Annotated in this window: 21 protein-coding genes; 13 read left to right on the top strand and 8 right to left on the bottom strand. The window is 58.2% G+C overall.

Annotation, left to right across the window (positions count from 1 at the left end; all coding sequences use genetic code 11):
• Positions 1-289: 289 nt before the first annotated feature.
• The 3 genes from ACN0RV_RS14820 to ACN0RV_RS14830 form a co-directional block, all read right to left on the bottom strand.
• Positions 290-925 carry a DUF3299 domain-containing protein gene (locus ACN0RV_RS14820; protein WP_417348718.1) on the bottom strand — a complete coding sequence of 212 codons (636 nt, stop codon included), beginning with the start codon at positions 923-925 and terminating at the stop codon, positions 290-292.
• Positions 926-1,012: 87 nt separating this feature from the next.
• On the bottom strand, positions 1,013-2,401 hold the full coding sequence (locus tag ACN0RV_RS14825) for an amidohydrolase family protein (RefSeq protein WP_417348720.1): 1,389 nt from the start codon (positions 2,399-2,401) through the stop codon (positions 1,013-1,015).
• A 380-nt stretch (positions 2,402-2,781) separates the two neighbouring features.
• Positions 2,782-3,285 (bottom strand): hypothetical protein, encoded by a 504-nt coding sequence (locus tag ACN0RV_RS14830; protein ID WP_417348722.1) that lies wholly within the window; start codon positions 3,283-3,285, stop codon positions 2,782-2,784.
• A gap of 190 nt (positions 3,286-3,475) precedes the next feature.
• Between ACN0RV_RS14830 and ACN0RV_RS14835 the strand changes: the two genes are divergently transcribed.
• Positions 3,476-3,841, top strand: coding sequence for a hypothetical protein (locus tag ACN0RV_RS14835; RefSeq protein WP_417348723.1), 366 nt, complete (start codon positions 3,476-3,478; stop codon positions 3,839-3,841).
• On the opposite strand, the gene yfaE is transcribed toward ACN0RV_RS14835, so the two are convergent.
• From yfaE to ubiG, 5 genes are all read right to left on the bottom strand, one after another.
• Positions 3,774-4,031: a class I ribonucleotide reductase maintenance protein YfaE gene (yfaE, locus tag ACN0RV_RS14840; RefSeq protein WP_417348725.1), complete on the bottom strand. Its 258-nt coding sequence runs from the start codon at positions 4,029-4,031 to the stop codon at positions 3,774-3,776. The genes ACN0RV_RS14835 and yfaE overlap by 68 nt on opposite strands.
• Positions 4,032-4,033: 2 nt before the next feature.
• On the bottom strand, positions 4,034-5,170 hold the full coding sequence (nrdB, locus tag ACN0RV_RS14845; protein ID WP_417348727.1) for a class Ia ribonucleoside-diphosphate reductase subunit beta: 1,137 nt from the start codon (positions 5,168-5,170) through the stop codon (positions 4,034-4,036).
• 48 nt (positions 5,171-5,218) lie between these two features.
• Positions 5,219-7,495 (bottom strand): class 1a ribonucleoside-diphosphate reductase subunit alpha, encoded by a 2,277-nt coding sequence (gene nrdA / locus ACN0RV_RS14850; RefSeq protein ID WP_417348728.1) that lies wholly within the window; start codon positions 7,493-7,495, stop codon positions 5,219-5,221.
• Positions 7,496-7,858: 363 nt separating this feature from the next.
• Positions 7,859-8,536 (bottom strand): HAD family hydrolase, encoded by a 678-nt coding sequence (locus tag ACN0RV_RS14855; protein WP_417348730.1) that lies wholly within the window; start codon positions 8,534-8,536, stop codon positions 7,859-7,861.
• Positions 8,529-9,239 carry a bifunctional 2-polyprenyl-6-hydroxyphenol methylase/3-demethylubiquinol 3-O-methyltransferase UbiG gene (ubiG, locus tag ACN0RV_RS14860; RefSeq protein WP_286339094.1) on the bottom strand — a complete coding sequence of 237 codons (711 nt, stop codon included), beginning with the start codon at positions 9,237-9,239 and terminating at the stop codon, positions 8,529-8,531. Before ubiG ends, ACN0RV_RS14855 begins: the two co-directional genes overlap by 8 nt.
• A gap of 315 nt (positions 9,240-9,554) precedes the next feature.
• On the opposite strand from ubiG, the gene gyrA reads away from it, so the two are divergent.
• From gyrA to ACN0RV_RS14920, 12 genes are all read left to right on the top strand, one after another.
• The gene (gyrA, locus tag ACN0RV_RS14865; protein ID WP_417348732.1) at positions 9,555-12,191 is read left to right on the top strand and encodes a DNA gyrase subunit A; all 2,637 of its coding nucleotides are present in this window, start codon (positions 9,555-9,557) and stop codon (positions 12,189-12,191) included.
• 115 nt (positions 12,192-12,306) lie between these two features.
• On the top strand, positions 12,307-13,371 hold the full coding sequence (serC, locus tag ACN0RV_RS14870; RefSeq protein WP_417348734.1) for a 3-phosphoserine/phosphohydroxythreonine transaminase: 1,065 nt from the start codon (positions 12,307-12,309) through the stop codon (positions 13,369-13,371).
• 22 nt (positions 13,372-13,393) lie between these two features.
• Entirely contained in the window at positions 13,394-14,494 is a 1,101-nt protein-coding gene (gene hisC / locus ACN0RV_RS14875; protein ID WP_417348736.1) for a histidinol-phosphate transaminase, read from the top strand.
• A 68-nt stretch (positions 14,495-14,562) separates the two neighbouring features.
• A complete protein-coding gene (gene aroA / locus ACN0RV_RS14880; RefSeq protein WP_417348738.1) occupies positions 14,563-15,843 on the top strand; it encodes a 3-phosphoshikimate 1-carboxyvinyltransferase in 1,281 nt (426 codons plus the stop codon).
• Between the two features lie 191 nt (positions 15,844-16,034).
• Positions 16,035-16,718 carry a (d)CMP kinase gene (gene cmk / locus ACN0RV_RS14885; protein ID WP_286339089.1) on the top strand — a complete coding sequence of 228 codons (684 nt, stop codon included), beginning with the start codon at positions 16,035-16,037 and terminating at the stop codon, positions 16,716-16,718.
• 102 nt (positions 16,719-16,820) lie between these two features.
• A complete protein-coding gene (gene rpsA / locus ACN0RV_RS14890; protein ID WP_417348741.1) occupies positions 16,821-18,488 on the top strand; it encodes a 30S ribosomal protein S1 in 1,668 nt (555 codons plus the stop codon).
• 68 nt (positions 18,489-18,556) lie between these two features.
• Positions 18,557-18,847, top strand: a complete 291-nt coding sequence (ihfB, locus tag ACN0RV_RS14895; protein WP_028108420.1) for an integration host factor subunit beta — start codon at positions 18,557-18,559, stop codon at positions 18,845-18,847.
• A gap of 255 nt (positions 18,848-19,102) precedes the next feature.
• A complete protein-coding gene (locus ACN0RV_RS14900) occupies positions 19,103-19,390 on the top strand; it encodes a LapA family protein (RefSeq protein WP_417348743.1) in 288 nt (95 codons plus the stop codon).
• On the top strand, positions 19,383-20,540 hold the full coding sequence (gene lapB / locus ACN0RV_RS14905; protein ID WP_417348745.1) for a lipopolysaccharide assembly protein LapB: 1,158 nt from the start codon (positions 19,383-19,385) through the stop codon (positions 20,538-20,540). The genes ACN0RV_RS14900 and lapB overlap by 8 nt, the downstream gene beginning before the upstream one ends.
• A gap of 72 nt (positions 20,541-20,612) precedes the next feature.
• Positions 20,613-21,308 carry an orotidine-5'-phosphate decarboxylase gene (gene pyrF, locus ACN0RV_RS14910; protein WP_417348747.1) on the top strand — a complete coding sequence of 232 codons (696 nt, stop codon included), beginning with the start codon at positions 20,613-20,615 and terminating at the stop codon, positions 21,306-21,308.
• A gap of 153 nt (positions 21,309-21,461) precedes the next feature.
• Positions 21,462-22,316, top strand: coding sequence for a 3-keto-5-aminohexanoate cleavage protein (locus tag ACN0RV_RS14915; RefSeq protein ID WP_417348749.1), 855 nt, complete (start codon positions 21,462-21,464; stop codon positions 22,314-22,316).
• A gap of 63 nt (positions 22,317-22,379) precedes the next feature.
• Positions 22,380-23,942, top strand: coding sequence for a long-chain-fatty-acid--CoA ligase (locus ACN0RV_RS14920; protein WP_417348751.1), 1,563 nt, complete (start codon positions 22,380-22,382; stop codon positions 23,940-23,942).
• The last annotated feature ends 51 nt before the right edge of the window (positions 23,943-23,993 follow it).

Consider the following 23,993-nt stretch of genomic DNA (forward strand, 5'->3'; position numbering starts at 1 on the left):
CATACATGGCCACTAATCCTGAGGTGGGGGCCATGTGTCGCAAACAGGCATAGTGGCACGAGGGAAAAAGACTGCTTTCACAGTTTCCTTTGGACAGTGGATTTTTCAATCTTGCTAAGCCGTTGCTCGTTAACTCTAGCGTAGTGTTTTACACGTGAGTTGGCAAAAATGGCGGGCCATACAGTACCTGAGTTAAAGTAATGCCTGTTTGGGCAAAATGATTGTCTCGGCATGATAAGAACCAAGAGCCAGTTTGCGTTAGCCTGTGTAACTATTTTGGTTAAAGTCGTCAGTCGTAGTCCTCAACCAAAGACGCATTCATTCGGTAGCCCATGGTTAAATCACGGGTTCCATCGACGATATAGACGCTTTCAGTCTCAAGCTGAGACGTCAGTGTTCCCTCTACCCAGACAGGGTACTTGGCGTTTCTGAGCTTGTAGCCGCCGGGAAACGATACCAGCACGATCTGGTTTGCCGGAGGCGGTGGCATATGAATACAGGCTCCAGCGTAAGGCACCAGCAGAAACTCTGTGACGACCAGGGCTTCTGAGGAATACTCCAGAGGGATTAAGAAGCCAGGAATGCGTACTTGTTGGCCGTCAAAACGGCGAGTTAGGGCGGAGGCCGCCAGTTGTTGTTGCTCTATGTATTTGTTTCTGAGTGCCAAAAGATGGTCTGCATCTAACCCCTCAGACGCTAAATCCTTTTCTAGTGATGCGGCGGTGGCTTGGTCCGAAGGTACGTTAGAACTTCTGAGTGTCAGAAACCGTTGCAGTTGCCGCTTCTGTCTCTCGGTTAATGTTGGCAAGGAAACCGATTCGGCTTGGGTCTGAGGGCGAAGCTGTTGCCAATCCAGGTCAATAACAGAGGCCTGTACGTTTGCCGCGAGCATGATGGCCAGCAATGGCAGGTAGGGTTTCGTCATCTGGCTGCTCCTCGGAGTATTGCTCGACGCCGTCAACGGCGCCTTTAATACGCACCGCCCTTGATAAAGGGCGGCTCTTCAGGGTGTTCAGGGGTTTAAGGTGTTCTTGTAGATCACACCGTCTTTCATGATCAGTCTGATGGTTTCAGGGCTGGCGGGGCGGGGTTCGGCATCAAACCATTTGGTTCCTGTGCCCACAACGGAAAAGTCCTCCAGGGGGTTTCCGTCCAGCAACAGAATGTCTGCGTATGCCCCAACCTCGATCACCCCAAGCTTTCCCTCAGGGTAGGGGTTGGTAAAGTCGCCAGAAAGCTGAGAGATCTCACCGCCGATGGACGTCAAAGTCACCATGGATTGGAAGGCGCCAAAAAACTCGTGATTCAGGTGTTTTTCATAGGCAATCTGGATGTTGCACGCATCGACTGAACCGACGCAGTCAGTTTGGAAGCCGCGCTTGACCGGACATTTCTTCATGTTCGGGATGTAGTTGCGGAAAGTTTCGGTGGCAGACTTCGCTTTCGCCAGGCTGGAGGGAACATTCTTTACCGCCGGAATATCCAGAAGACCAGGGTCAAAGGCGGTCAGGTTGGTGGTGATATACGCGCCTTTTTTGTTCATGACTTTGGCAATGTCACAGTCAAAGGCGAAACCATGCTCAATCGACATCACACCGGACTCCAGAGCGCTGAGAATGGCCTCTTTACGGTAAGAGTGCGCCATTACATAACTGCCGTAGCTGTTGGCCACCTCGACCGCGGCCGCGATCTCTTCCGGGGAACCAGCCAGTAACTGCCATGGGTCGAATGCGGACACTACCCCGCCAGACTGCATGTATTTCAGCTGAGTCGCGCCCATACGGAAGTTGTTTCGACCGTATTTTTTAACTTCTGCCACGCTGTCCACTTCTTGAGAAAGGTTGAGGCGGCCGAAGTTGGTTTCGGCACCAACAGGGGCAGAAAAATTGGCAAAGTCTGCATGGCCTCCCCGGGTACTCAGAAAAGCACCTGAGGGATAAAAACGCGGACCAATGATGTCACCGCCATCTATGGCTCTGCGCAGGCCGCCATTCGCCCCGCCGGCATCCCGGACGGTGGTGAAACCTTGCATAAGATACATTTCGGCCATGCGTGAACCGTGAATGGCAAAATCTTCCCAGGTTTTATCGGCTTCCATCGCCGGAAGATTTGGGCCCATCAACATCAGATGGGCGTGGTTTTCTATGAACCCTGGCGTCAGGGTTTTGCCTTTCCCATTAATCACCAGGGCATCGTCCCTAACGCTAATTGCACTGGAGGAGATGGATTTAATCAGGTTTCCTTCCACGAGCACATAATGGTCTTTGTACAGCTTGTTTTCTGTGCCGTTAAAGATGTCGACATTGTTAAAGACAATCTGAGGTTTGAGAGGGCCTTCATCGGCTAAAACGAAGGAGGAGGCGGCGGTGAACGCCGAAAACAATGCGATGATTTTATTCATTGCTTATCAAGACCTATTTGGGGAAATGGCCGATAGAAAGCGGGTTGGAACCCGGCTCAGCTCGTACGCACCGATTTAGCTTAGAACAGCTTGGGGCATTTTCCAGCCGCCTGGGTCAAGGCCCGGAACAGGCTCCAGGGTGGAAGGCAGCATGAAGGGGGGAATCGCGTTTCAGGTTAAGGTGCCGGTTGTGGATGAACTGGGCGTTTGTGGCTTGGTGAGTTTGTCTGTTTTACGCCGCCTGTGTGCGCGGTTGAGAGAGGGAGAACCCTCCTTTCTGGATAAAGGATTTGCAGTGACCATCTACAAAAACAGGAGCCCAAGTGGCTCCTGTTTTGGGTTGGCTGATTGCCGTGTGGCTCGGGGCGGCGGCGCAGCCCTTATTTCAGCAGCAGAGGACGCTGTTCCACCAGCTGCAGGAACTGCTCCATCTCGATCTTGTACAGCTCAGACAGTTGGCTGATGAAATCCTGGTGTTGCCAGTCGCTGCCACGCTGCTCGGCGACGGCGCTCATCAGGGTAGAGGAGCTCTCTTGGTGCAGTTCTACCGGGCGCTCGCCCAACAGTACGCCGGTTTCCGCATCAAACACCTGCAGCATCAGCGGCAAACGGCCTTCGGTCAGTTCGGGCTCGACAAACTTGTCGCCCAGGCTCTTGGCTTCGAAGGGGCAGTCCATCACCAGGCCATTACCGAAATCAAAGGAGAGCAGCAGGGCAGGGGAGCGGTAGATCACTCCGGCCTTCACTTCGTGGCTGCCCTGACCCAGAACCTGTTCCACCTCTGGATGGCTGGGGGCTGGGATGGCAATCAGGATGCGGTTGGACTCGCCGGTAAACAGGTCGACGGAAGCGCCTTCTGGCGGGATCTTGGTAGATTCGGTCATGAACACTCTCTTTAGCGTGATAGCAGTGTGCGGCAAGTGTACCAGAGCCGGAGACACATGCTAGAGCTTGCATCCACTTGCGACGAAAGAGATGCCTAAAAATCAAGCGCTTCAAGATTTACGCCCCGGATTGTCCGCTGAACCGGCTGATTTTGGACTAGGCTAGAGTGGCAACGGAGGAGGCCGAAATATGGTGCGTAAGACATTCAAAATTGGCCTGGTTTTCTTGGCGCTCGCCGGTTTGACCGGCTGTAGCGAAGACAATCAGCAGAGAGTGGAGCTGGCCCTGACCGAAGCGGGTCAGGCGATGGAGGTTCTGGGCAACAGCGCCTCGGAGCTGGCACAGGTGGCCTGGTTGGAGAGTCAGCGTTTGTGGGAGTCAGGTGAGACCCTGGCTCGGGAAAAGCAGCTGGCGTTCAACCAGTGGCGTCAGCCAGCACAGCCCATGAACCGCTATGGCGGCATGGAGCTGACTGAGGCCCAGGTGGTCACTGAGGTGCCAAAAGAAGATCCGTCTCAGGCACACAGCAACAAGGAAGAATCTCATCACCCCTGACCAGGGCCATGGGGGTGGAGAGATAGCGGATACGACCTTCGAGCAGCCGGGTCTTGCAGGCACCGCAGTAGCCACTGCGGCACTCACTGTAGTGACCCTCAAGGGTGGTAAGCAGAGGCGTGTTGTCACCCTGATGGCTGACCGGCGTCCGTTCGCCTACCTGAACCTTGAAGGTTTTGTTGTCCGCCAACCTCAGAGTTCAAACCCGGACAGATCGTCCTGGTCCACTTCGTTCTTGATCTGGTTGGTCAGGTAGGAGGACACCTCGACCTCCTGCGGGGCTACCTGTACCGCATCGCTTTCCAGCCACTTGCTCATCCAGGGCAGGGGGTTGGAGCGTTTGGGGAACAGCTCAGGCAGACCCAGGGCGTTCATCCGCTGGTTGGTGATGAACTCCACGTAGTCCTCGATGATCTTCTTGTTCAGGCCCAGCATGGAGCCATCCTTGAACAGGTAGGCGGCCCACTCCTTCTCCTGCTCGGCGGCGCGGCGGAAGATCTCCACAGACTCCTGGAAGCACTCCACGGCGATCTCCGCCATCTCGTTATCATCCTGATTGGTGGCCATCAGGTTCAGCATGTGCTGAGTGCCCACCAGGTGCAGCTGCTCGTCACGGGCGATAAAGCGGATGATCTTGGCGTTGCCCTCCATTACCTCACGCTCGGCAAAGGCGAAGGAGCAGGCGAAGGAGACGTAGAAACGGATCGCTTCCAGTACGTTGATGGACACCAGGCACAGGTACAGCTTGCGCTTGAGCTCGCGGCGGCTGATGGTGAAGGTCTCGTCGCCCACCTGGTGCTCCCCCTCGCCAAACTGCTGGTAGCGCTGGGTGTAATCGATGAGCTCATCGTAGTAACCGGAGATGTCGCCGGCACGCTTCTGGATCTCGCTGTTGGTGACGATGTCGTCGAACACCACCGAGGGGTCGTTGACGATGTTGCGAATGATGTGGGTGTAGGAGCGAGAGTGAATGGTCTCATAGAAGGACCAGGTCTCAATCCAGGTCTCCAACTCCGGCAGGGACACCAGGGGCAGCAGGGCCACGTTGGGGCTGCGGCCCTGGATGGAGTCCAGCAGGGTCTGGTACTTCAGGTTCGACAGGAAGATGTGCTTTTCGTGATCCGGCAGCTCGGCAAAATCGATGCGGTCCTGGGTCACGTCCACCTCTTCCGGGCGCCAGAAGAAGGAGAGCTGCTTCTCGATCAGCTCTTCGAAGATGGGGTGCTTCTGCTGGTCGTAACGGGCAACGTTTACCGGGTTACCCAGGAACATGGGCTCCTTGAGGGCGTTGTTGGCTTCCCGGGAAAAGGTGCTGTATCTGTGGCTCATGGTCATATCCTTGGCTGAGAGAGCGGCCCCGCAGGCGGAGCCGGCCGCTTAAATCTTACAGGCGCCGCCGGCGCAATCATCGGCTCCGTCGGTCTTACTGCTGGAGTCCGACTGGCCATCCCGGGTGTTCTGATAGTACAGGGTCTTGAGGCCGTACTTGTAGGCCAGCATCAAGTCCTTGAGCAGGACGTTCATGGGCATCTTGTTCTCATTGAAGCGGCCCGGATCGTAGTTGGTGTTGGCGGAGATCGCCTGATCGACGAACTTCTGCATAATCCCCACCAGTTGCAGGTAACCGGTGTTGTCCGGGATGTCCCACAGTAGCTCGTACTGGTTCTTGAGGGTCTCGATGCCGGGCACCACCTGCTTCATGATGCCGTCTTTGGAGCCCTTGACGCTTACCAGGCCACGAGGCGGCTCGATGCCGTTGGTGGCGTTGGAGATCTGCGAGCTGGTCTCCGAAGGCATCAGCGCGGACAGGGTGGAGTTGCGCAGGCCGAACTCCTGGATGTCGGCACGCAGGGCTTCCCAGTCCAGGTGCAGCGGCTCTTCGCAGAACTGGTCCACCGCCTTCTTGTAAGTATCGATGGGCAGCAGCCCCTGGGCGTAGGTGGTCTCGTTGAAGCCCGGACAGGCCCCTTGCTCCTTGGCCAGATTGTTGGAGGCCTTGAGCAGGTAATACTGAATCGCTTCGAACGCCTTGTGGGTCAGGGCATTGCCGCTGCCGTCGGAGTAGCGAGCGCCGTTCTTCGCCAGGTAGTAGGCAAAGTTGATCACCCCGATGCCCAGGGTACGGCGCTTCATGGAGCCCAGCTCGGCGGCCGGTACCGGGTAGTCCTGGTAGTCCAGCAGGCTGTCCAGGGCACGAACCGCCAGATCCGCCAGCTCTTCCAGTTCGCTCAACTCGTCGATGGCGCCCAGGTTGAAGGCGGACAGGGTGCACAGGGCAATCTCGCCATTGGGGTCGTCCAGGCTGTTCAGCGGCTTGGTGGGCAGGGCGATCTCCAGGCACAGGTTGGACTGCTTCACCGGGGCCACCTTGGGGTCGAAGGGGCTGTGGGTGTTGCAGTGGTCCACGTGCTGGATGTAGATGCGGCCGGTGGAGGCGCGCTCCTGCATCAGCAGGCCAAACAGGCTGACCGCTTTCACCGTCTTGCGGCGAATGCTGCTGTCCGCTTCGTACTGGGTGTACAGGCGCTCAAACTCTTCCTGATCGGCGAAGAAGGCATCGTACAGGCCGGGTACGTCGGACGGGGAGAACAGGCTGATGTCGCCGCCGTCAATCAGGCGCTGGTACAGGGTGCGGTTAATTTGTACGCCGTAGTCCAGGTGACGGATACGGTTGGCGTCGGTGCCGCGGTTGTTCTTCAGTACCAGCAGCTCTTCCGCTTCCAGGTGCCACAGGGGATAGAACAGGGTGGCGGCACCGCCGCGAACCCCGCCCTGGGAGCAGGACTTCACCGCAGTCTGGAAGTGTTTGAAGAAGGGCAGGCAGCCGGTGTGGAAGGCTTCGCCGCCACGAATGGGGCTGCCCAGGGCCCGGATGCCGCCGCCGTTGATGCCGATGCCGGCACGTTGGCTGACGTAGTTGACGATGGCCGCCGAGGTGGCGTTGATGGAGTCCAGGCTGTCACCACACTCAATCAGCACGCAGGAGCTGAACTGGCGGGTGGGGGTGCGCACGCCGGACATGATGGGCGTGGGCAGGGAGATCTTGAACTTGGAAGTGGCGTCGTAGAACCGCTTCACGTACTCCAGACGTTCGCCCTTGGGGTAGTTGGCGAACAGACAGGCGGACACCAGCATGTAGAGGAACTGGGCGCTCTCGAACACCTCACCGGTGACCCGGTTCTGCACCAGGTACTTGCCTTCCAGCTGCTTCACCGCCGCGTAAGAGAAATCCATGTCACGCCAGTGGTCGATGTGATCGTTCAGCTCATTGAGTTCTTCACGGCTGTAGTCGCTGAGGATGTGCTGGTCGTACTTACCCGTTTCCACCATCTTGGTGACGTGGTCATACAGGTGAGGGGGCTCGAAATGGCCATAGGCCTTTTTGCGCAGGTGGAACACCGCCAGGCGGGCAGCCAGGTACTGATAATCCGGGGTCTCCTCGCTGATGAGATCAGCGGCCGCCTTGATGATGGTCTCGTGGATCGCCTCGGTGGTCATGCCATCGAAGAAGTGGATGTGGCTGGCCAGTTCGACCTGGGAGACAGACACATTGTTCAGATCCTGAGCGGCCCAGTAGATCACCCGATGGATCTTGTCCAGATCCAGGGGTTCCTGTTTACCACTTCGTTTAGTGATGAGGAGAGATTTAGTCATGTCCGATTTCTCGTTCCAGAGCCACCCACTGCGGCAAAGGTGGTCCCTGAAACATTATCCTTAGTTTGAGTACCTGAGAATTGCCGATCACCGCTTGAACGGCAATCACCCCTGATTGTGTGTGTTTTTATTATCGGGCACTACATGTAGTAGTGCCGATGGGTTGATCTACAAGATAAGGCGGTTTTCGGATCTGTGCAATAGGTCCGGATGTGATCAAATTGTGGGTAAGCTTGTGAATAATTAGGTGGGGGAAAATATGTGCTTCTGCTAAGCCTTACCACCATTGGGCTGAGGAAAATGCAAGTGTTTTTTTCACAAAAACAACGGGGCAAAAAAAATTTTTTGCCCCGGTTCGTATGACTATTTTTGAGTCAGATCGCGAATGAGATCGAACAGATCCTCCGGACGATCGCAGCGGTGGTGAGCCGGCCAGGTGTGGGCCTGATCCTCTTCGCTGATGTAGCCCCACAAGGCGGCCACACTGATCATTCCGGCGCGGTTGGCGGCCACCACATCCCGCTCCGCATCGCCTACGTAGAGGATGCTGTCCGGGGTCAGAGACAGCGTTTCGGCGCCCAGGTGCAGTGGAGCAGGGTCGGGCTTGGCCACCGGCAGGGTGTCGCCTCCCACCAGAACGGCACTGCCAGAGAGCTCAGGTTGTTGAGCCAGCAACTGACGAGCCAGCCCTTCGGGCTTGTTGGTGATGATCCCCCAGGGCAGCAGGTTCTTATCCAGGTAGCCGAGCATCGGGGGGATGCCGTCATAGGGACGAGTATGGTGGCTGATGCGCTCGGCGTAGGCGGCCAGCAGGGTGTCACGCATCGGCGTGATGTCGGTGCGATGAAAGCTGTCCCCGAGGCCCGCCTTGAGCAGACCCTTGGAACCATGGCTGGAATAGAGGTAAGCCTGCTCGTCGGTGATGCCGGGGTAGCCGAACTTGGCCAGGGCCACGTTGGCGGCATGGCCCAGATCCAGGGCGGTGTCCAGCAGGGTGCCGTCCAGGTCGAACAGCACCCCCTTGATGGCGGCGTTACTCATTGGGCTTAACCGCGTGAATCATATAGTTGATGTCCATGCGGCTGGAGAGACGGAAGGTCTCGGTCAGTGGGTTGTAGAGAACGCCGTCGGCGTGCTGAACCCGCAGGCCGGCCCGCTCACACCACTGAATCAGCTGGGAGGGGCGCAGGAACTTGCTGTAGTCGTGGGTGCCTTTGGGCAGCACCTTCACGATCTGCTCGGCGCCGACGATGGTGGTCATGTAGGCCAGAGGGGTCTTGTTGATGGTGGATAGGTACAGGTGACCACCGGGTTTGACCATCTGGGCGCAGGCGCGAACCACGGATTCAGGGTCGGGCACATGCTCCAGCATCTCCATGCAGGTCACCACATCGTAGTGGGCCCCCTTGTGTTCGGCGTGGGCCTCGGCGGTACACAGCTGGTAGTCGATATCCAGCTCACTCTCCAGGGCATGCAGCCTGGCTACCTCGATGGGCTCTTCGCCCATGTCCAGGCCGGTGGCACGGGCACCGGCTTTGGCCATGGCTTCGGTCAGCAGGCCGCCGCCGCAGCCCACATCCAGCACCTGCTTGCCAAACAGGCCATCGGCGTGACGCTCAATGTAGGCGGCGCGAAGGGGGTTGAGTTGGTGCAGAGGCTTGGAGTGCCCCATGGGATCCCACCAGGTGGAAGCCAGCTTCTCAAATTTGCCCACTTCTACGGGATCGACGTTTGACTGCTGCATTCTGTGTCCTTTCTTTAGATACTGCGTGCCAGCCTCTGATCGGCAGGCTCCGATGACGCCAGTATACGATGGCGCCGGATGGGGAGAAAGACAGGGTTGGGAGGAAAACACCTCAAACAGACACAAAATGGTACATTTTACCCACGCCTTCGCACGTTTTTTGGTCAGTTGTAAGCCGTTGTTTCCTGAGGCAAGAAACGCAGCTTTTCAACGCCAATGTCTGTGCTACAATGCCGAATTACCGTTTTTGCCGGCCTGGCCGGCTCGGCGGGGAAATTGGGATTCTCTGCCGCATTTAGGGGACACTATCTGTCTATGACTGATCTGGCTAACGAAATTACGCCGATTAATATCGAAGAGGAGTTGAAAAGCTCCTATCTCGACTATGCCATGAGCGTGATTGTCGGGCGTGCATTGCCCGACGTCCGGGACGGCCTTAAGCCTGTTCACCGTCGCACCCTGTTCGCGATGAACGGCCTGGGTAACGACTGGAACAAACCCTACAAGAAATCCGCCCGTGTGGTGGGTGACGTTATCGGTAAATACCACCCCCACGGTGACAGTGCGGTCTACGACACCATTGTGCGTATGGCTCAGCCTTTCTCCCTGCGTTACTGCCTGGTGGACGGCCAGGGTAACTTCGGTTCCGTCGACGGTGACTCCGCGGCGGCAATGCGATACACCGAAGTGCGCATGGCCAAGATCTCCCACGAGCTGCTGGCAGACTTGGATAAGGAAACCGTGGACTACGTGCCCAACTACGATGGCACGGAACAGATTCCAGAGGTGTTGCCCACCAAGGTGCCAAACCTGCTGGTCAACGGCTCCAGTGGTATTGCGGTGGGCATGGCCACCAACATTCCGCCTCATAACCTCACCGAGGTGATCGACGGCTGCCTGGCCTTTATCGACAACGGCGACATCAGCATCGATGAGCTGATTGAGATCATTCCCGGTCCCGACTTCCCCACCGGCGGCATCATCAATGGCCGCAAGGGGATCATCGACGCCTACAAGACCGGTCGCGGCAAGATCTACGTGCGTGCCCGGTCCGATGTGGAAACCAGCAGCACCGGCAAAGAGTCCATCATTGTTCACGAACTGCCTTATCAGGTGAACAAGGCCCGTTTGATCGAGAAGATCGCCGAGCTGGTGAAGGACAAGAAGCTGGAGGGGATCTCCGGCCTGCGCGATGAGTCCGATAAGGACGGCATGCGCGTGGTGATTGAACTGAAGCGTGGTGAAGTGCCGGAAGTGGTACTGAACAACCTCTATGCTCAGACTCAGATGCAGACGGTATTCGGCATCAACATGGTGGCACTGGGCAACAATCAGCCCAAGCTGTTCAACCTGAAAGAGACTCTGGATGCCTTCGTGACTCACCGTCGCGAAGTGGTGACCCGTCGTACTGTGTACGAACTGCGCAAGGCGCGCGAGCGGGCTCACATCCTCGAAGGTCTGGCCATCTCCCTGGCCAACATCGACCCTGTGATTGAGCTGATTCGTCACTCACCGACCCCGGCAGAGGCCCGCGAAGCCTTGCTGTCCCGCGGTTGGGAGCTGGGTAATGTGGCCTCCATGCTGGAGAAGGCCGGCGATGACGCCGCCCGCCCAGACTGGTTGACCCCAGAGTTCGGCATCCGTGACGGCCTCTACTACCTGACTCAGACTCAGGCCCAGGCGATTCTGGATCTGCGTCTGCAGAAGCTGACCGGTCTGGAACACGAGAAGATCCTCGACGAGTACCGTGAACTGCTGAATGTGATCGCCGAGCTGATGCACATCCTTGCCAGCCCAGAGCGCCTGATGGAAGTGATCCGTGAGGAGCTGGAAGCGATTCGAGCCGAGTACGGTGATGAGCGTAAGACCGAGATCAGCTCCGCCTCCGCAGACATCTCCCTGGAAGACCTGATCACCGAAGAAGACGTGGTGGTGACCCTGTCCCACGCCGGTTACTGTAAGTACCAGCCTCTGAGCGATTACGAAGCCCAGCGTCGTGGCGGCAAGGGTAAGGCGGCGGCCAAGATGAAGGATGAAGACTTCATCGAGCGCCTGCTGGTGGCCAACACCCACGACACTATCCTGTGCTTCTCCAACGCAGGTAAGGTGTACTGGCTCAAGGTGTACCAGCTGCCTCTGGCCAGCCGTACTGCCCGTGGTAAGCCGATTGTGAATCTGCTGCCGCTGGACGAAGGCGAGGTGATTCAGGCGATTCTGCCGGTCCGTGAGTATGACCCAAGCAAGTACATCGTGTTTGCTACCGCCAAGGGCACCGTCAAGAAGACCGCCCTGGACGCCTACAGCCGTCCTCTGTCTTCCGGTATCCGCGCCATCAACCTCAACGAGGGTGATGAGCTGATCGCCGTGGACATCACCGATGGCAGCAACGAAGTGATGCTGTTCTCCGACGCCGGTAAGGTGGTGCGTTTCGACGAGTCCAACGTCCGTTCCATGGGTCGTACCGCCACCGGTGTGCGCGGCATCGCCCTGGATGACGTGGACCGTGTGGTCTCCATGATTGTTCCTCGAGACGATGGCGCCATCCTCACCGTGACCCAGAACGGTTATGGTAAGCGTACCGCCGAATCCGAGTACCCAACCAAGAGCCGGGCCACCAAGGGGGTTATCTCCATCAAGGTGAGCGAGCGTAACGGCGCCGTGGTGGGTGCGGTACAGGTGCAGGACAACGACGAGATCATGCTGATCACCGACGGCGGCACCCTGGTGCGTACCCGGGTTCACGAGGTTTCCGAAGTGGGCCGTAACACCCAGGGTGTTACCATCATTCGCACCATGGAGGGCGAACAGGTGGTGGGTCTGCAGCGCATCGATGAGATCGAAGAGCCTGAGCTGCCGGAAGGCGAGCTGGTTGACGGCGAGCAAGCGGCAGAGGGCGACGCCCCAGCCCCAGCCGCTGACGCGCCTGCGGCCGACGAGGCCAGCGACGAGTAACCACTGCTTATCGCGCAATAACCGAAAACGGACGCCCAGGCGTCCGTTTTTTTATTCCTTAGCCGGAGAAACTGGTGTTAAATGGGGTGTTTTGTCTAAACATAGGATCCGAGGAATGAGCGTATATAACTTTTGCGCCGGTCCGGCGATGTTGCCGACCGAAGTGATGGCCAAAGCCCAGAAAGAGCTGGTGGACTTTAATGGCCTGGGCGTATCGGTGATGGAGCTCAGCCACAGATCCAAAGAGTACCTGGCGGTGGCCGAGGCGGCCGAAGCCAACCTGCGCGAACTGATGAACATCGGTGACGACTATGCGGTGCTCTTTACCCACGGCGGCGCCCGCGCCCATTTCTCCGCCATTCCCCAGAATCTGGTGGGGGCCGACGAACAGGTGGATTACCTGATCTCCGGTCAATGGTCCGCTGGCGCAGCCAAAGAAGCCGCCAAGTACGCCAGGGTCAACAGCATCGACCTGCGCAGCGGTAATAGCCTGGACATGATCCAGGTCAGCGAAGCAGGGCAGGGGAGTTATCTGCATTACTGCCCCAACGAGACCGTCGACGGTGTGGCCATCTTCGATGAGCCGGTGACCGACAAACCGCTGATTGCCGATTACTCCTCCTGCATTCTCGGCCGGGAAATCGACATTAACCGCTATGGCCTGATCTACGCCGGTGCCCAGAAGAACATTGGCCCGGCCGGGCTGGCGCTGGTGATCGTTCGCCGCGACCTGATTGGTCGGGCGCAAGCCACCACCCCCTCAATCCTGGATTACGCCCTGCTGGATAAAAACGATTCCATGTACAACACCCCGCCCACCTACGCCTGGTACCTGGCCGGCGAGGTGTTCAAATGGCTCAAGGCCCAGGGCGGGGTCGGCGCCATGGCACAGCTGAATCGCCAGAAGGCGGCGCTGCTGTACGATTTTATTGACAGCAGTGACTTCTACCAAAACCGGGTGGATCCAAGCCATCGCAGTGAGATGAATGTACCTTTCCAGTTGGTCAATCCGGATCTGGACGCCCAATTCCTGGCTCAGTCTCAGCAGGCTGGCCTGATGGCATTGAAGGGGCACCGCAGTGTCGGCGGTATGCGGGCCAGCATCTACAACGCCATGCCACTGGAGGGGGTTCAGGCCCTGGTGACCTTTATGAAAGCCTTCGAGCTGAACAACAAATAAGAAAGAAGATAAGGAAGCACTAGTGTCAAATGAACTGACCAAGCTGGCCAATCCAGGCGTGGAGGGGCTGATGCCCTACCAGCCAGGCAAGCCGACGGAGGAGCTGGAGCGAGAGCTTGGGATCACCGATATCGTCAAGCTGGCCTCCAACGAAAACCCCCTGGGCCTGAGCCCGCTGGCCAAGGCCGCCATGGAGCGCGCCATGCCGGAACTGGCGCGCTATCCGGACGCCAATGGCTACTACCTGAAGCAGAAGCTGTCCGAGCGATTGGGCTGCAGCAGCAATCAGATCACCCTGGGCAATGGCTCCAATGAGGTGCTGGAGATCCTGTTCCGTACCTTCGTCGGTGCCGAGGATGAGGTGATCTTCGATGCGCACGCCTTTATCGTCTACCAGTTGCTGACCCAGTCCTGTGGTGCCACCGCGGTGAAGACCGCCGCCAAGGCGTGGGGCCACGATCTGGAGGCGATGCTGGCTGCCGTTACCGCGCGTACCAAGCTCATCTGCATCGCCAACCCCAATAACCCCACAGGGACCTTCCTCACCGGCGACGAGCTTGAGGCCTTTATGGACAAGGTGCCTGCCGAGGTGCTGGTGGTGCTGGACGAAGCCTACTACGAATATCTGGAGGCTGGCCAACGTACCCCCAGCATTCAGTGGCTGGCCAAATACCCCAATCTCTGTGTCAGCCGCACCTTCTCCAAGGCTTATGGCCTGGCGGGGCTGCGGGTCGGCTACCTGGTGGCGTCCGAGGCGATGACCGACCTGCTCAACCGGGTGCGGGAGCCCTTCAACAACAACTCCCTGGCCCTGGCGGCCGCCGAGGCGGTGCTGGAGGATGAGCAGTACCTGCAGCAGGGCATCGATCTCAACAAGAGTGAGATGGCGCGTCTAGAAGCCTATTTCACCGAGCGTAACATCCCCTTTATCCCCAGTGTGGCCAACTTCATAACCATCGAAGTGGGCCGGGCCGGCGCCATCTACGAGGCGCTGCTGAAAAAAGGGGTGATAGTGCGTCCCATTGCGGGTTATGGTATGCCTTCTCACCTGCGCGTGAGCATTGGTCTGGAGTGGGAAAACTCCCGATTTATGCAGGCGCTGGATGAGGTGATGGCCGAATAACCTCGATTCAGTTAAAGCAGTTTCAAGGGGCCAACAGGCCCCTTTTCATTTCTATGCGGGAGTAGTCCATGGAGCAGTTACACCTTTCTCCAATTTCTCGGGTTGACGGGGTTATCACCCTGCCCGGTTCCAAGAGCATCTCCAACCGTGCTCTGTTGCTGGCCACCCTGGCCAAAGGCACCACCAGACTGACCAATCTGCTGGACTCGGACGACATCCGCCATATGCTGAATGCCCTGGACAGCCTGGGTGTGGGTTACCGCTACGATAAGGAGGCGGCCACCATCGAAGTGGACGGCCTGGGCGACCGCCTGGCCCGGGGCCAGCAAGCGGAGCTCTATCTGGGCAACGCCGGCACTGCCATGCGCCCCCTGGCGGCGGCCCTGGCCATCGGCAGCGGCAAGTTCGTGCTGACCGGCGAACCCAGAATGAAGGAGCGCCCCATTGGCCACCTGGTGGAAGCCCTGGCGCCCCTGGGCGCAGACATCCAGTACCTGGAAAACCCCGGCTACCCGCCTCTGGCCATCAACGCCGCCGAGTTGTGCGGTGGCGAGGTGGAGATCGACGGTTCCATCTCCTCCCAGTTTCTCACCGCGCTGCTGATGGTGGCGCCTCTGCTCAAAGAGTCTTTGACCATCCGCGTCAAAGGGGAACTGGTCTCCAAGCCCTACATCGACATCACCCTGGGAATGATGGCCCGCTTCGGCGTCGAGGTGAACAACCGCGATTACCAGAGCTTTGAGATTGCTGCTGGCCAGCAGTACCTTAGCCCCGGGGACTACCTGGTGGAGGGCGATGCCAGCTCCGCCTCCTACTTCCTGGCGGCCGCGGCCATCGGTGGCGGCAGTGTCGAGGTGCGCGGTGTCGGCACCGACAGCCTGCAGGGGGATAAGCACTTTGCCGACGTGCTGGAGGCGATGGGCGCACAGGTTGAGTGGGGCAGGGATTTCATTCGCTGCAGCAAGGGTGAACTCAATGGGGTCGATATGGACATGAACGCCATCCCGGATGCGGCCATGACCATCGCCACCACCGCACTGTTTGCCAAGGGGCCTACCGTCATCCGCAACATCTACAACTGGCGGGTGAAGGAGACCGACCGCCTGTCCGCCATGGCCACCGAGTTGCGTAAAGTGGGGGCCGTCGTGGAGGAGGGTGAGGATTACATTCGCGTCGAGCCGGTGGCCCAGCTCAATCACGCTGAGATTGAGACCTACAACGATCACCGCATCGCCATGTGTTTTGCCATGCTGGCCGTGGGCGGTCAGGAGGTCACCATCCTGGATCCCGGCTGTACTGCCAAAACCTTCCCCGACTTCTTCGAGCGCCTTGCCGCCATCAGCCAATAGCAGCTGCTAAACTTGGTGGTTTGCCACTCCTCTGGGTCAAAATGACCCAGAGGAGTCAGCAATTTACACCTAAGGGCTTACTTTAACTCGGGAATCTGTATAATGGGCCCGCTTTCCAGCCGCCGACGCGGCCGGAACCGCCAGGGTTATGGTCCCCTGGTGGAGAAGAAAAAGAATTTTTGGAGACAAGCATGCCTCAACAGGCCCCTGTGATTACCATTGACGGACCCGGTGGGGTAGGGAAAGGCACCGTGTGCCATCTGCTGGCTGAGAAGCTGGGTTGGCACTTGCTGGATTCAGGCGCCATCTATCGCGTTCTGGCACTGGCGGCTCTGCACCACAACATCGAGCTGGACAACGAAGAGGGCCTGGCCCTGACGGCGGCTCACCTGGATGTTTCATTCAGCCCCGATGAAGAGGGCGGCATCAAAGTGGTGCTGGAAGGGGAAGTGGTAAGCCGGGAGATCCGCACCCAGGAGTGCGCCAACGCCGCATCAAAAGTGGCTGCTTTTCCACGGGTTCGAGAAGCTCTGCTGCGTCGCCAAAGAGGATTCCGGGTGGATCCTGGCCTGATTGCCGACGGCCGAGACATGGGAACAGTGGTGTTCCCTGACGCAGAGGCTAAAATCTTTATGACTGCCAGTGCACAAGAGCGCGCGCGCCGACGTTACTTGCAGTTGAAGGAGAAGGGCTTAGATGCTAGTATTGACCGCCTTTTGGCGGAGATACAGGAGCGCGACGAGCGCGATGCCAACCGTAAGGTGGCACCTATGAAGCCCGCTGAAGACGCATTACTGATTGATACTACGGAGCTGTCCATCGACCAGGTGGTTGATAAGGTACTCCGCTTCGTAGTGGAAAAACTGGGCCGATAACGGTCCGCAAATCGCCCGTTTCAAGGAGTGAAGTGGGTTTTTGGCAACTACCCCATGTCCAGGATGGCACATGGATGACCACTATATATTTGTTGATTAAACATGACTGAATCTTTTGCTCAACTGTTTGAAGAATCCCTGAAGGATCTGGAAACCCGCCCCGGTGCCATCGTTAAAGGTACCGTTGTTGCTATCGAGAACGGCATCGTTCTGGTTGACGCCGGCCTGAAGTCCGAGTCCGCCATCCCTGCCGAGCAGTTCAAGAACGCTAAGGGCGAGCTGGAGATCAACGTAGGCGATTCCGTAGACGTTGCTCTGGACGCTGTTGAAGACGGCTTCGGTGAGACCCAGCTGTCTCGCGAAAAAGCCAAGCGTCACGAAGCATGGCTGCGTCTGGAGAAGGCCTACGAAGATGAAGAAACCGTTATCGGTATCATCAACGGCAAGGTTAAAGGCGGTTTCACCGTCGAGCTGGAAGGCATCCGTGCGTTCCTGCCTGGTTCCCTGGTAGACGTACGCCCTGTACGTGACACCACTCACCTGGAAGGCAAAGAGCTGGAATTCAAGGTGATCAAGCTGGACCAGAAGCGCAACAACGTTGTTGTTTCCCGTCGTGCGGTTATCGAGTCTGAGAACAGCGTTGAGCGTGAGCAGCTGCTGGAGAACCTGCAAGAAGGTCAAGAAGTTAAGGGTATCGTTAAGAACCTGACCGATTACGGTGCCTTCGTAGACCTGGGCGGCGTTGACGGCCTGCTGCACATCACTGACATGGCTTGGAAGCGCGTTAAGCATCCTTCCGAGATCGTGAACGTTGGTGACGAGATCAACGTTAAGGTACTGAAGTTCGACCGTGAGCGTACTCGCGTATCTCTGGGTCTGAAGCAGCTGGGTGAAGATCCATGGGTAGCCATCGCTGGCCGTTACCCAGAAGGTACCAAGCTGACCGGTCGCGTGACCAACCTGACTGACTACGGCTGCTTCGTTGAGATCGAAGAGGGCGTTGAAGGTCTGGTACACGTATCCGAAATGGATTGGACCAACAAGAACATCCACCCATCCAAGGTTGTTAGCCTGGGCGACAGCGTTGAAGTTATGGTTCTGGACATCGACGAAGAGCGTCGTCGTATCTCCCTGGGTCTGAAGCAGTGTAAAGCTAACCCATGGGATGAGTTCGCATCCAACTTCAACAAGGGCGACAAGGTTTCCGGTAAGATCAAGTCCATCACCGACTTCGGTATCTTCATCGGCCTGGAAGGCGGCATCGACGGTCTGGTTCACCTGTCCGACATCTCTTGGAACGTTGCTGGCGAAGAAGCCGTTCGCGACTACAAGAAGGGCGAAGAGATCTCCGCAGTTGTTCTGTCTGTAGACCCTGAGCGTGAGCGCATCAGCCTGGGTGTTAAGCAGATTGAAGAAGATCCCTTTAACAAGTACCTGTCTGACAACAAAAAAGGTGCTATTGTTAAAGGTACCATCACTGCAGTTGACGCCAAGGGCGCCACTGTAGAGCTGGGCGAGAACGTTGAAGGTTACATCCGTGTAGCTGACATCTCTCGCGATCGCATTGAAGATGCTTCCACCGTGCTGTCCGCCGGTGAAGAAGTAGAAGCCAAGTTCATGGGCGTTGATCGTAAGAACCGCACCATCAGCCTGTCCATCCGTGCTAAGGATGAGGCCGATGAGAAGGAAGCTATCGATACCCTGAACCAGCGTGAAGAAGCTACCTTCTCCAGCGCTATGGCTGAAGCCTTCAAAGCTGCTAAACAATAATCGCCTGTTGATTGGGGAACTTCGGTTCCCCATAAAGGCGACTGGTATTGGCTTTTAGGAGAGCGAGGATGACCAAGTCCGAACTTATCGAGAGATTGGCCAGTAAACAGTCGCACCTGTCCGGTAAGGAAGTGGAAGGTGCAATAAAAGAGATGCTGGAGCAGATGGCAACCACACTGGAGCAGGGGGATCGCATTGAGATCCGCGGCTTCGGTAGCTTTTCGCTTCATTATCGGGCTCCTCGGGTTGGCCGTAACCCCAAGACCGGGGATGCCGTTGAGCTGACTGGCAAATACGTACCTCATTTCAAGCCGGGCAAAGAGTTGCGCGAACGCGTCAACCAAAGCCTACAGGGTTGATTAAATAAAAGCCTTCGCATAGCGGAGGCTTTTTTGTATCTGGCGCCGAGTTGAACCGGTGTTCTGCAGTGACGGAACCGTACCGGAGTCCGGCCCGTTCGATTTACGCGCGCAGCCCGACGGCTGCCACGGGACACCTTGATGGGTGAGCTCTATTCCAACAAATATTCTCCGTCAAAGAACATCGCACCCTAGCCATGATTTTCTTTTTATAAGATAATCTTACTCCCTGTCTGATGCTCATGAGGAGCCACAGTGAAAGCCCTGCTTATCACGGCACTGGTTGCTGTCTTCTTCGTGGTTGCCATGGCCTTTGGTGCCCGCAACGACGAGTTGATCACCCTGAACTACTTTATTGCTCGCGGTGAGTTCTCTCTGCCCATGGTGTTGGCGGTAACCTTCTTCAGTGGGTTTGTGATCAGCTGGCTGATCACCATGGCACTGATGCTGGGTCAAAGATTCAAGCTGAGACGAATCCTTGCCCGAAACCAGCAACTGGAGAAGCGATTAGCCGAGCTCGAGTCCAACGACACCAATGCTTGAGCTGTTTTTCCTACTCCTGCCTATCGCCGCCGCCTACGGTTGGTACATGGGCCAGCGCAGCGCCGGCCAGACCGAGCGTAAGCGCAGTCGTGCTCTCTCCAAGAATTATTACGATGGCCTGAACTACCTGCTGTCTGATCAGCCGGATAAAGCCGTCGATCTCTTTATCGAACTGCTGCAGGTGGATGAAGAGACCTTCGAGACCCACCTCTCCCTGGGAAACCTGTTCCGTAAACGGGGTGAGGTAGACCGCTCCATTCGCATTCACCAGAACCTGATTGCCCGGCCTCACCTGAGCACAGAACAGCGAGACGCAGCGATGATGGAGCTGGGTAAGGATTACCTGGCCGCCGGCCTGTATGACCGGGCCGAAGACCTGTTTCTGAAGCTGGTGAAAGAGCCTGATCACAGTCAGGATGCCGAGCGTCAGTTGCTCTCCATCTACCAGGCCACCAAGGAGTGGTGGAAGGCGATCAAGGTTGCCCGCAAGTTTGGCCGGGTGAGTCGCAAGGAACTCAAGCCGGTGGTAGCTCACTACTATTGTGAATTGGCCCACCAGGCAAAAGACCCGGTCGAGAGGATGAAGCTGCTGGACAAGGCGCTCTCTACCGACAGTCACTGCGTTCGCGCCATGGTGGAGAAGATTCGCGCCCTGGAAGGCAAAGACAACGCCGGTGCGGCCAAACTGGTGAACCAGTTGGTGGCGGCGGCGCCGGACATGTTGCCCGAGGTACTGGATGACGCCGAAGCGATCTTCGGTCAGCTGGATATGGACGATCAATTCGTGGCCCTGTTGCACTCGGTGCTGGAGCGTGACGGTAACGTCAGTACCCTGCTGAAACTGGTGGACATCACCGCCCAGACCTCGGGGCCTGATCAGGCGGAGATGCTGCTGCTGGAGCAGCTTAAGCGTCAGCCCACCATGCGTGGCTTTCATCATCTGATGAAACTGCAAATGGAGCAGGCGGATCTCGGCGCCGGCAAGGAGCGCATCGACATGCTCTCCAAGCTGGTGGAAGCTCAGATAAAACTCAGGCCCATTTACCGCTGTCGTCGCTGTGGCTTCCCCTCACACAGCCTCTATTGGCACTGCCCCTCCTGCAAGAGTTGGGGGGAGGGCAAGCGTATACGCGGCCTCGACGGAGAATAGATAACCTGCGCTGGTGCGCAGCAAACTCCAATACCAAGAACTACCGATAACACCCTACAACCGGAGACACCCATGCATAATGACCCTAAGGTGCTAGTCGCACTGGACTTCAATGACGCAGAGACTGCACTGAGCTTTGTATCTGAACTGGATGCCTCCCAATGTCGACTCAAAGTGGGTAAAGAGCTGTTTACCTCTTTCGGTCCCCAGTTTGTCAAAAGCCTGATTGATCAGGGTTTCGACGTCTTCCTGGACCTGAAGTTTCACGACATCCCCAACACCGTGGCCAAGGCGGTCACCGCCGCGGCCGAACTGGGGGTATGGATGGTGAATGTGCACGCCGGTGGTGGCAGCCGTATGATGAGGGCCGCCGCCGATGCCCTTAAACCCTATGGCGACCGGGCGCCGATGCTGATTGCCGTGACCATGCTGACCTCCATGGAGGAGAGTGAACTGGCTGAGCTGGGGGTGACCCGCAGCGCCGAGGCGCACGTGCTGGCCCTGGCCAAGCTGGCCAAAGCCAGTGGTCTGGATGGAGTGGTGTGTTCCGCCCGTGAAGCTTCCATGCTCAAGGCGGAGCTGGGCAGCGACTTTAAACTGGTGACCCCGGGCATTCGCCCTGCAGGCAGCGACAAAGGGGATCAGAAGCGGGTGATGACGCCGGCAGAAGCGGTTGCCGCCGGCAGTGACTACCTGGTGATTGGCCGGCCCATCACCAAAGCCGAGTCCCCCATCCAGGCGTTGAAAGAGATTAACGCCACCCTGTAACTCTGTGGTGAGGCGAAAGCCCAACAGCTGCGACCCGAATAAAGGCGACCCATAGCGGTCGCCTTTTCGTTTTCTGTGCCTATGGACACAACCCCTCTTGTCATACCAAGCAATTGCTTGGTAGCTTAGTTCAATTAGTGACCAGGAGGGTTTATGACGCACAAGGCCGTGATCACCTGCGCCCTGACCGGGGTGCTCACCGACCCCAGCCGCCATCCGGTGCCGGTAACTCCGGCGCAGATGGCGGCCGAAGCCAAGTCGGCGTTCGATGCCGGTGCCGGCATCATGCACATCCATTTTCGCCGTCAGCAACCGGGCAAAGGGCATCTGCCCAGTTGGGAACCACAGGTTGCCCAGGAGATTGGCGAGGCGATCCGCGGCGCCTGTCCCGGCGTGCTGCTCAACTTCACCACAGGCGTGGTCGGACGGGATCAGTCCGGGCCTCTGGCCTGTCTAGAGCGGTGTCGACCGGAAATTGCCGCCTGCAACGCCGGCAGCCTCAACTACCTTAAGGTCACGTCCAAGGGCAGTTGGGCCTGGCCACCGATGCTGTTCGACAATCCAGCCGACAAGGTGGAGGAGATGGTCGCTCACTGCCATCGCTGGAATATTCGCCCCGAGTTTGAGTGCTTTGATCTGGGCATAGTGCGCAGCGTCGCCATGTATCAGCAGGTGGGCATGGTGGCCAGGCCCAACTACAACCTGGTGATGGGGGTGGCCTCTGGCATGCCGGCCGATCCGGATCTGCTGCCGCTTCTGCAGCGTTACATGCTTGCTGACACCCTGTGGCAGACCACGGTGATTGGTCGTCAGGGGATCTGGCCGGTCCATCGCAGGACCGCCGAGCTGGGCGGGCATCTGCGCACCGGCCTGGAGGACAGCTTCTATCTGCCCGATGGCAGCAAGGCCAGGGGCAACGGCGAGATGATTGCCGCCCTGGTCTCTGTGGCCGAGCAGGCTGGGCGCAGTATTGCCAGCCCAGAGGAGGCCAGGGCCATCTATCTTTAATCTGAACTGTGTATTGCTGGGGAGGTGGTTGGCGCCCTGTACACCCATGACCTGGAGGGAACCATGCAACTGACCCAGATGATAAAGCGCAATGCGGCGCTTTATCCCACTCAGACCGCCACGATTTGTGGCGCCCGCCATCACAGCTGGGCACAGCTGACAACCCGTGTGGCCAAGGCGGCGTCACTGCTCAGGGAGTGCGGCGTACAGGAGGGCGATCGCGTTGCGGTGTTGGCGCTCAACAGTGACCGCTACTACGAGCAGTTCTTTGCGACACCCTGGTCCGGCGCCGTTCTGGTGCCGCTGAATATCCGCTGGTCCGTGAAAGAGAACCTGTTTGCCCTGAAGGACTCCGGGGCCAGGATATTGGTGGTGGACGACACCTTTCTCCCCGCCGCCGAAGCGATTCTCGCCGGTGACAGCGCGGTGGAGCGGGTGATCCACATCGGTGACAGCCTCACTCCGGAAGGGATGGTGGATTACGCCGCCCGACTCGATGAGCTGGCGCCCATGGAGGACGCCGGTCGGGGAGGGGAGTCTCTGGCCGGGATCTACTACACCGGCGGTACCACAGGGTTTCCCAAGGGGGTGATGCTCAGTCACCACAACCTGTGGATCTCCAGTGTGTCCGCCTCCCTGGGATTGGACCTGGCTCATCCGCAGGTGCGTTACCTGCACGCGGCGCCCATGTTTCATGCGGCCGACATCGCCATGTCCTACGCCACCACCATCTGCAGTGCCACACAGGTCTTTATCCCCGCCTTCGATTGCCAGGCGCTGGTGACCGCCATCGCCGAACACAGGGTGACTCACACCCTGCTGGTGCCCACCATGATCACCATGCTGCTGGGGTCCGGGACGATTCCGGGGGCCGACCTGACCAGCCTGGAGACCATAGTCTACGGGGCGTCGCCCATGCCGGAGGGCACCCTGCGCCAAGCCTTGGCCGAGCTGCCAAACGTGGGCTTCATCCAGGCCTACGGTCAGACCGAACTGGCGCCGTTGGCCACCATATTGCCGGCCCGTTACCACGTCCTAGACGGCCCCTGTGCCGGCAAGCTGAGATCTGCCGGACAGGCGGTCAGCTGCGTTGAACTGGAGGTGGTCGGCCCCACGGGAACACCGGTGCCGAGCGGGCAGGTGGGCGAGGTGCGGGTCCGTGGCGGCAATGCCATGCAGGGATATTGGAACCGGCCGGAAGAGAGTGCGGCAGTGATGCGCGACGGCTGGATTCATACCGGGGATGCCGGCTACCTGGACGAACAGGGGTTTCTGTTCCTGGTGGACAGGGTGAAGGATATGATCGTCACCGGAGGGGAAAACGTCTACTCCGCCGAGGTAGAGAGCGCACTGTCCCGCCACCCGGCGGTGGCCGAGGTGGTAGTGATCGGTATCCCCAGTGAGCAGTGGGGGGAGCAGGTGCACGCCCTGGTTCGGATAAAGCCGGAGCAGAGTCTGGCGGAGGGAGAGCTGATCGCCTTCTGTCAGGGCGAGATTGCCGGTTATAAGTGTCCGCGCAGCGTAGAGGTGCGCACCAACCCCTTCCCGGTAACCGGCGCTGGTAAGTTGCGCAAGGCGGACCTGCGCGCGCCCTATTGGGAGGGGCACCAGAGACGGGTGAACTGAGCGTCCAGCGCCTTTAACAAAAAAGCCAGCCCCCTTCGGGCTGGCTTTTCA

Origin of the sequence: Ferrimonas sp. (assembly GCF_048263965.1) — a bacterium.
Lineage (GTDB): Bacteria > Pseudomonadota > Gammaproteobacteria > Enterobacterales > Shewanellaceae > Ferrimonas.

Excerpts from the sequence above, each read along its gene's own strand:
- ACN0RV_RS14820 (WP_417348718.1), bottom strand. The coding sequence starts at position 925 with ATGACGAAACCCTACCTGCCATTGCTGGCCATCATGCTCGCGGCAAAC.
- ACN0RV_RS14825 (WP_417348720.1), bottom strand. The coding sequence starts at position 2,401 with ATGAATAAAATCATCGCATTGTTTTCGGCGTTCACCGCCGCCTCCTCC.
- ACN0RV_RS14830 (WP_417348722.1), bottom strand. The coding sequence starts at position 3,285 with ATGACCGAATCTACCAAGATCCCGCCAGAAGGCGCTTCCGTCGACCTG.
- ACN0RV_RS14835 (WP_417348723.1), top strand. The coding sequence starts at position 3,476 with ATGGTGCGTAAGACATTCAAAATTGGCCTGGTTTTCTTGGCGCTCGCC.
- nrdB (WP_417348727.1), bottom strand. The coding sequence starts at position 5,170 with ATGAGCCACAGATACAGCACCTTTTCCCGGGAAGCCAACAACGCCCTC.
- nrdA (WP_417348728.1), bottom strand. The coding sequence starts at position 7,495 with ATGACTAAATCTCTCCTCATCACTAAACGAAGTGGTAAACAGGAACCC.
- ACN0RV_RS14855 (WP_417348730.1), bottom strand. The coding sequence starts at position 8,536 with ATGAGTAACGCCGCCATCAAGGGGGTGCTGTTCGACCTGGACGGCACC.
- ubiG (WP_286339094.1), bottom strand. The coding sequence starts at position 9,239 with ATGCAGCAGTCAAACGTCGATCCCGTAGAAGTGGGCAAATTTGAGAAG.
- gyrA (WP_417348732.1), top strand. The coding sequence starts at position 9,555 with ATGACTGATCTGGCTAACGAAATTACGCCGATTAATATCGAAGAGGAG.
- serC (WP_417348734.1), top strand. The coding sequence starts at position 12,307 with ATGAGCGTATATAACTTTTGCGCCGGTCCGGCGATGTTGCCGACCGAA.
- aroA (WP_417348738.1), top strand. The coding sequence starts at position 14,563 with ATGGAGCAGTTACACCTTTCTCCAATTTCTCGGGTTGACGGGGTTATC.
- cmk (WP_286339089.1), top strand. The coding sequence starts at position 16,035 with ATGCCTCAACAGGCCCCTGTGATTACCATTGACGGACCCGGTGGGGTA.
- rpsA (WP_417348741.1), top strand. The coding sequence starts at position 16,821 with ATGACTGAATCTTTTGCTCAACTGTTTGAAGAATCCCTGAAGGATCTG.
- ihfB (WP_028108420.1), top strand. The coding sequence starts at position 18,557 with ATGACCAAGTCCGAACTTATCGAGAGATTGGCCAGTAAACAGTCGCAC.
- lapB (WP_417348745.1), top strand. The coding sequence starts at position 19,383 with ATGCTTGAGCTGTTTTTCCTACTCCTGCCTATCGCCGCCGCCTACGGT.
- pyrF (WP_417348747.1), top strand. The coding sequence starts at position 20,613 with ATGCATAATGACCCTAAGGTGCTAGTCGCACTGGACTTCAATGACGCA.
- ACN0RV_RS14915 (WP_417348749.1), top strand. The coding sequence starts at position 21,462 with ATGACGCACAAGGCCGTGATCACCTGCGCCCTGACCGGGGTGCTCACC.
- ACN0RV_RS14920 (WP_417348751.1), top strand. The coding sequence starts at position 22,380 with ATGCAACTGACCCAGATGATAAAGCGCAATGCGGCGCTTTATCCCACT.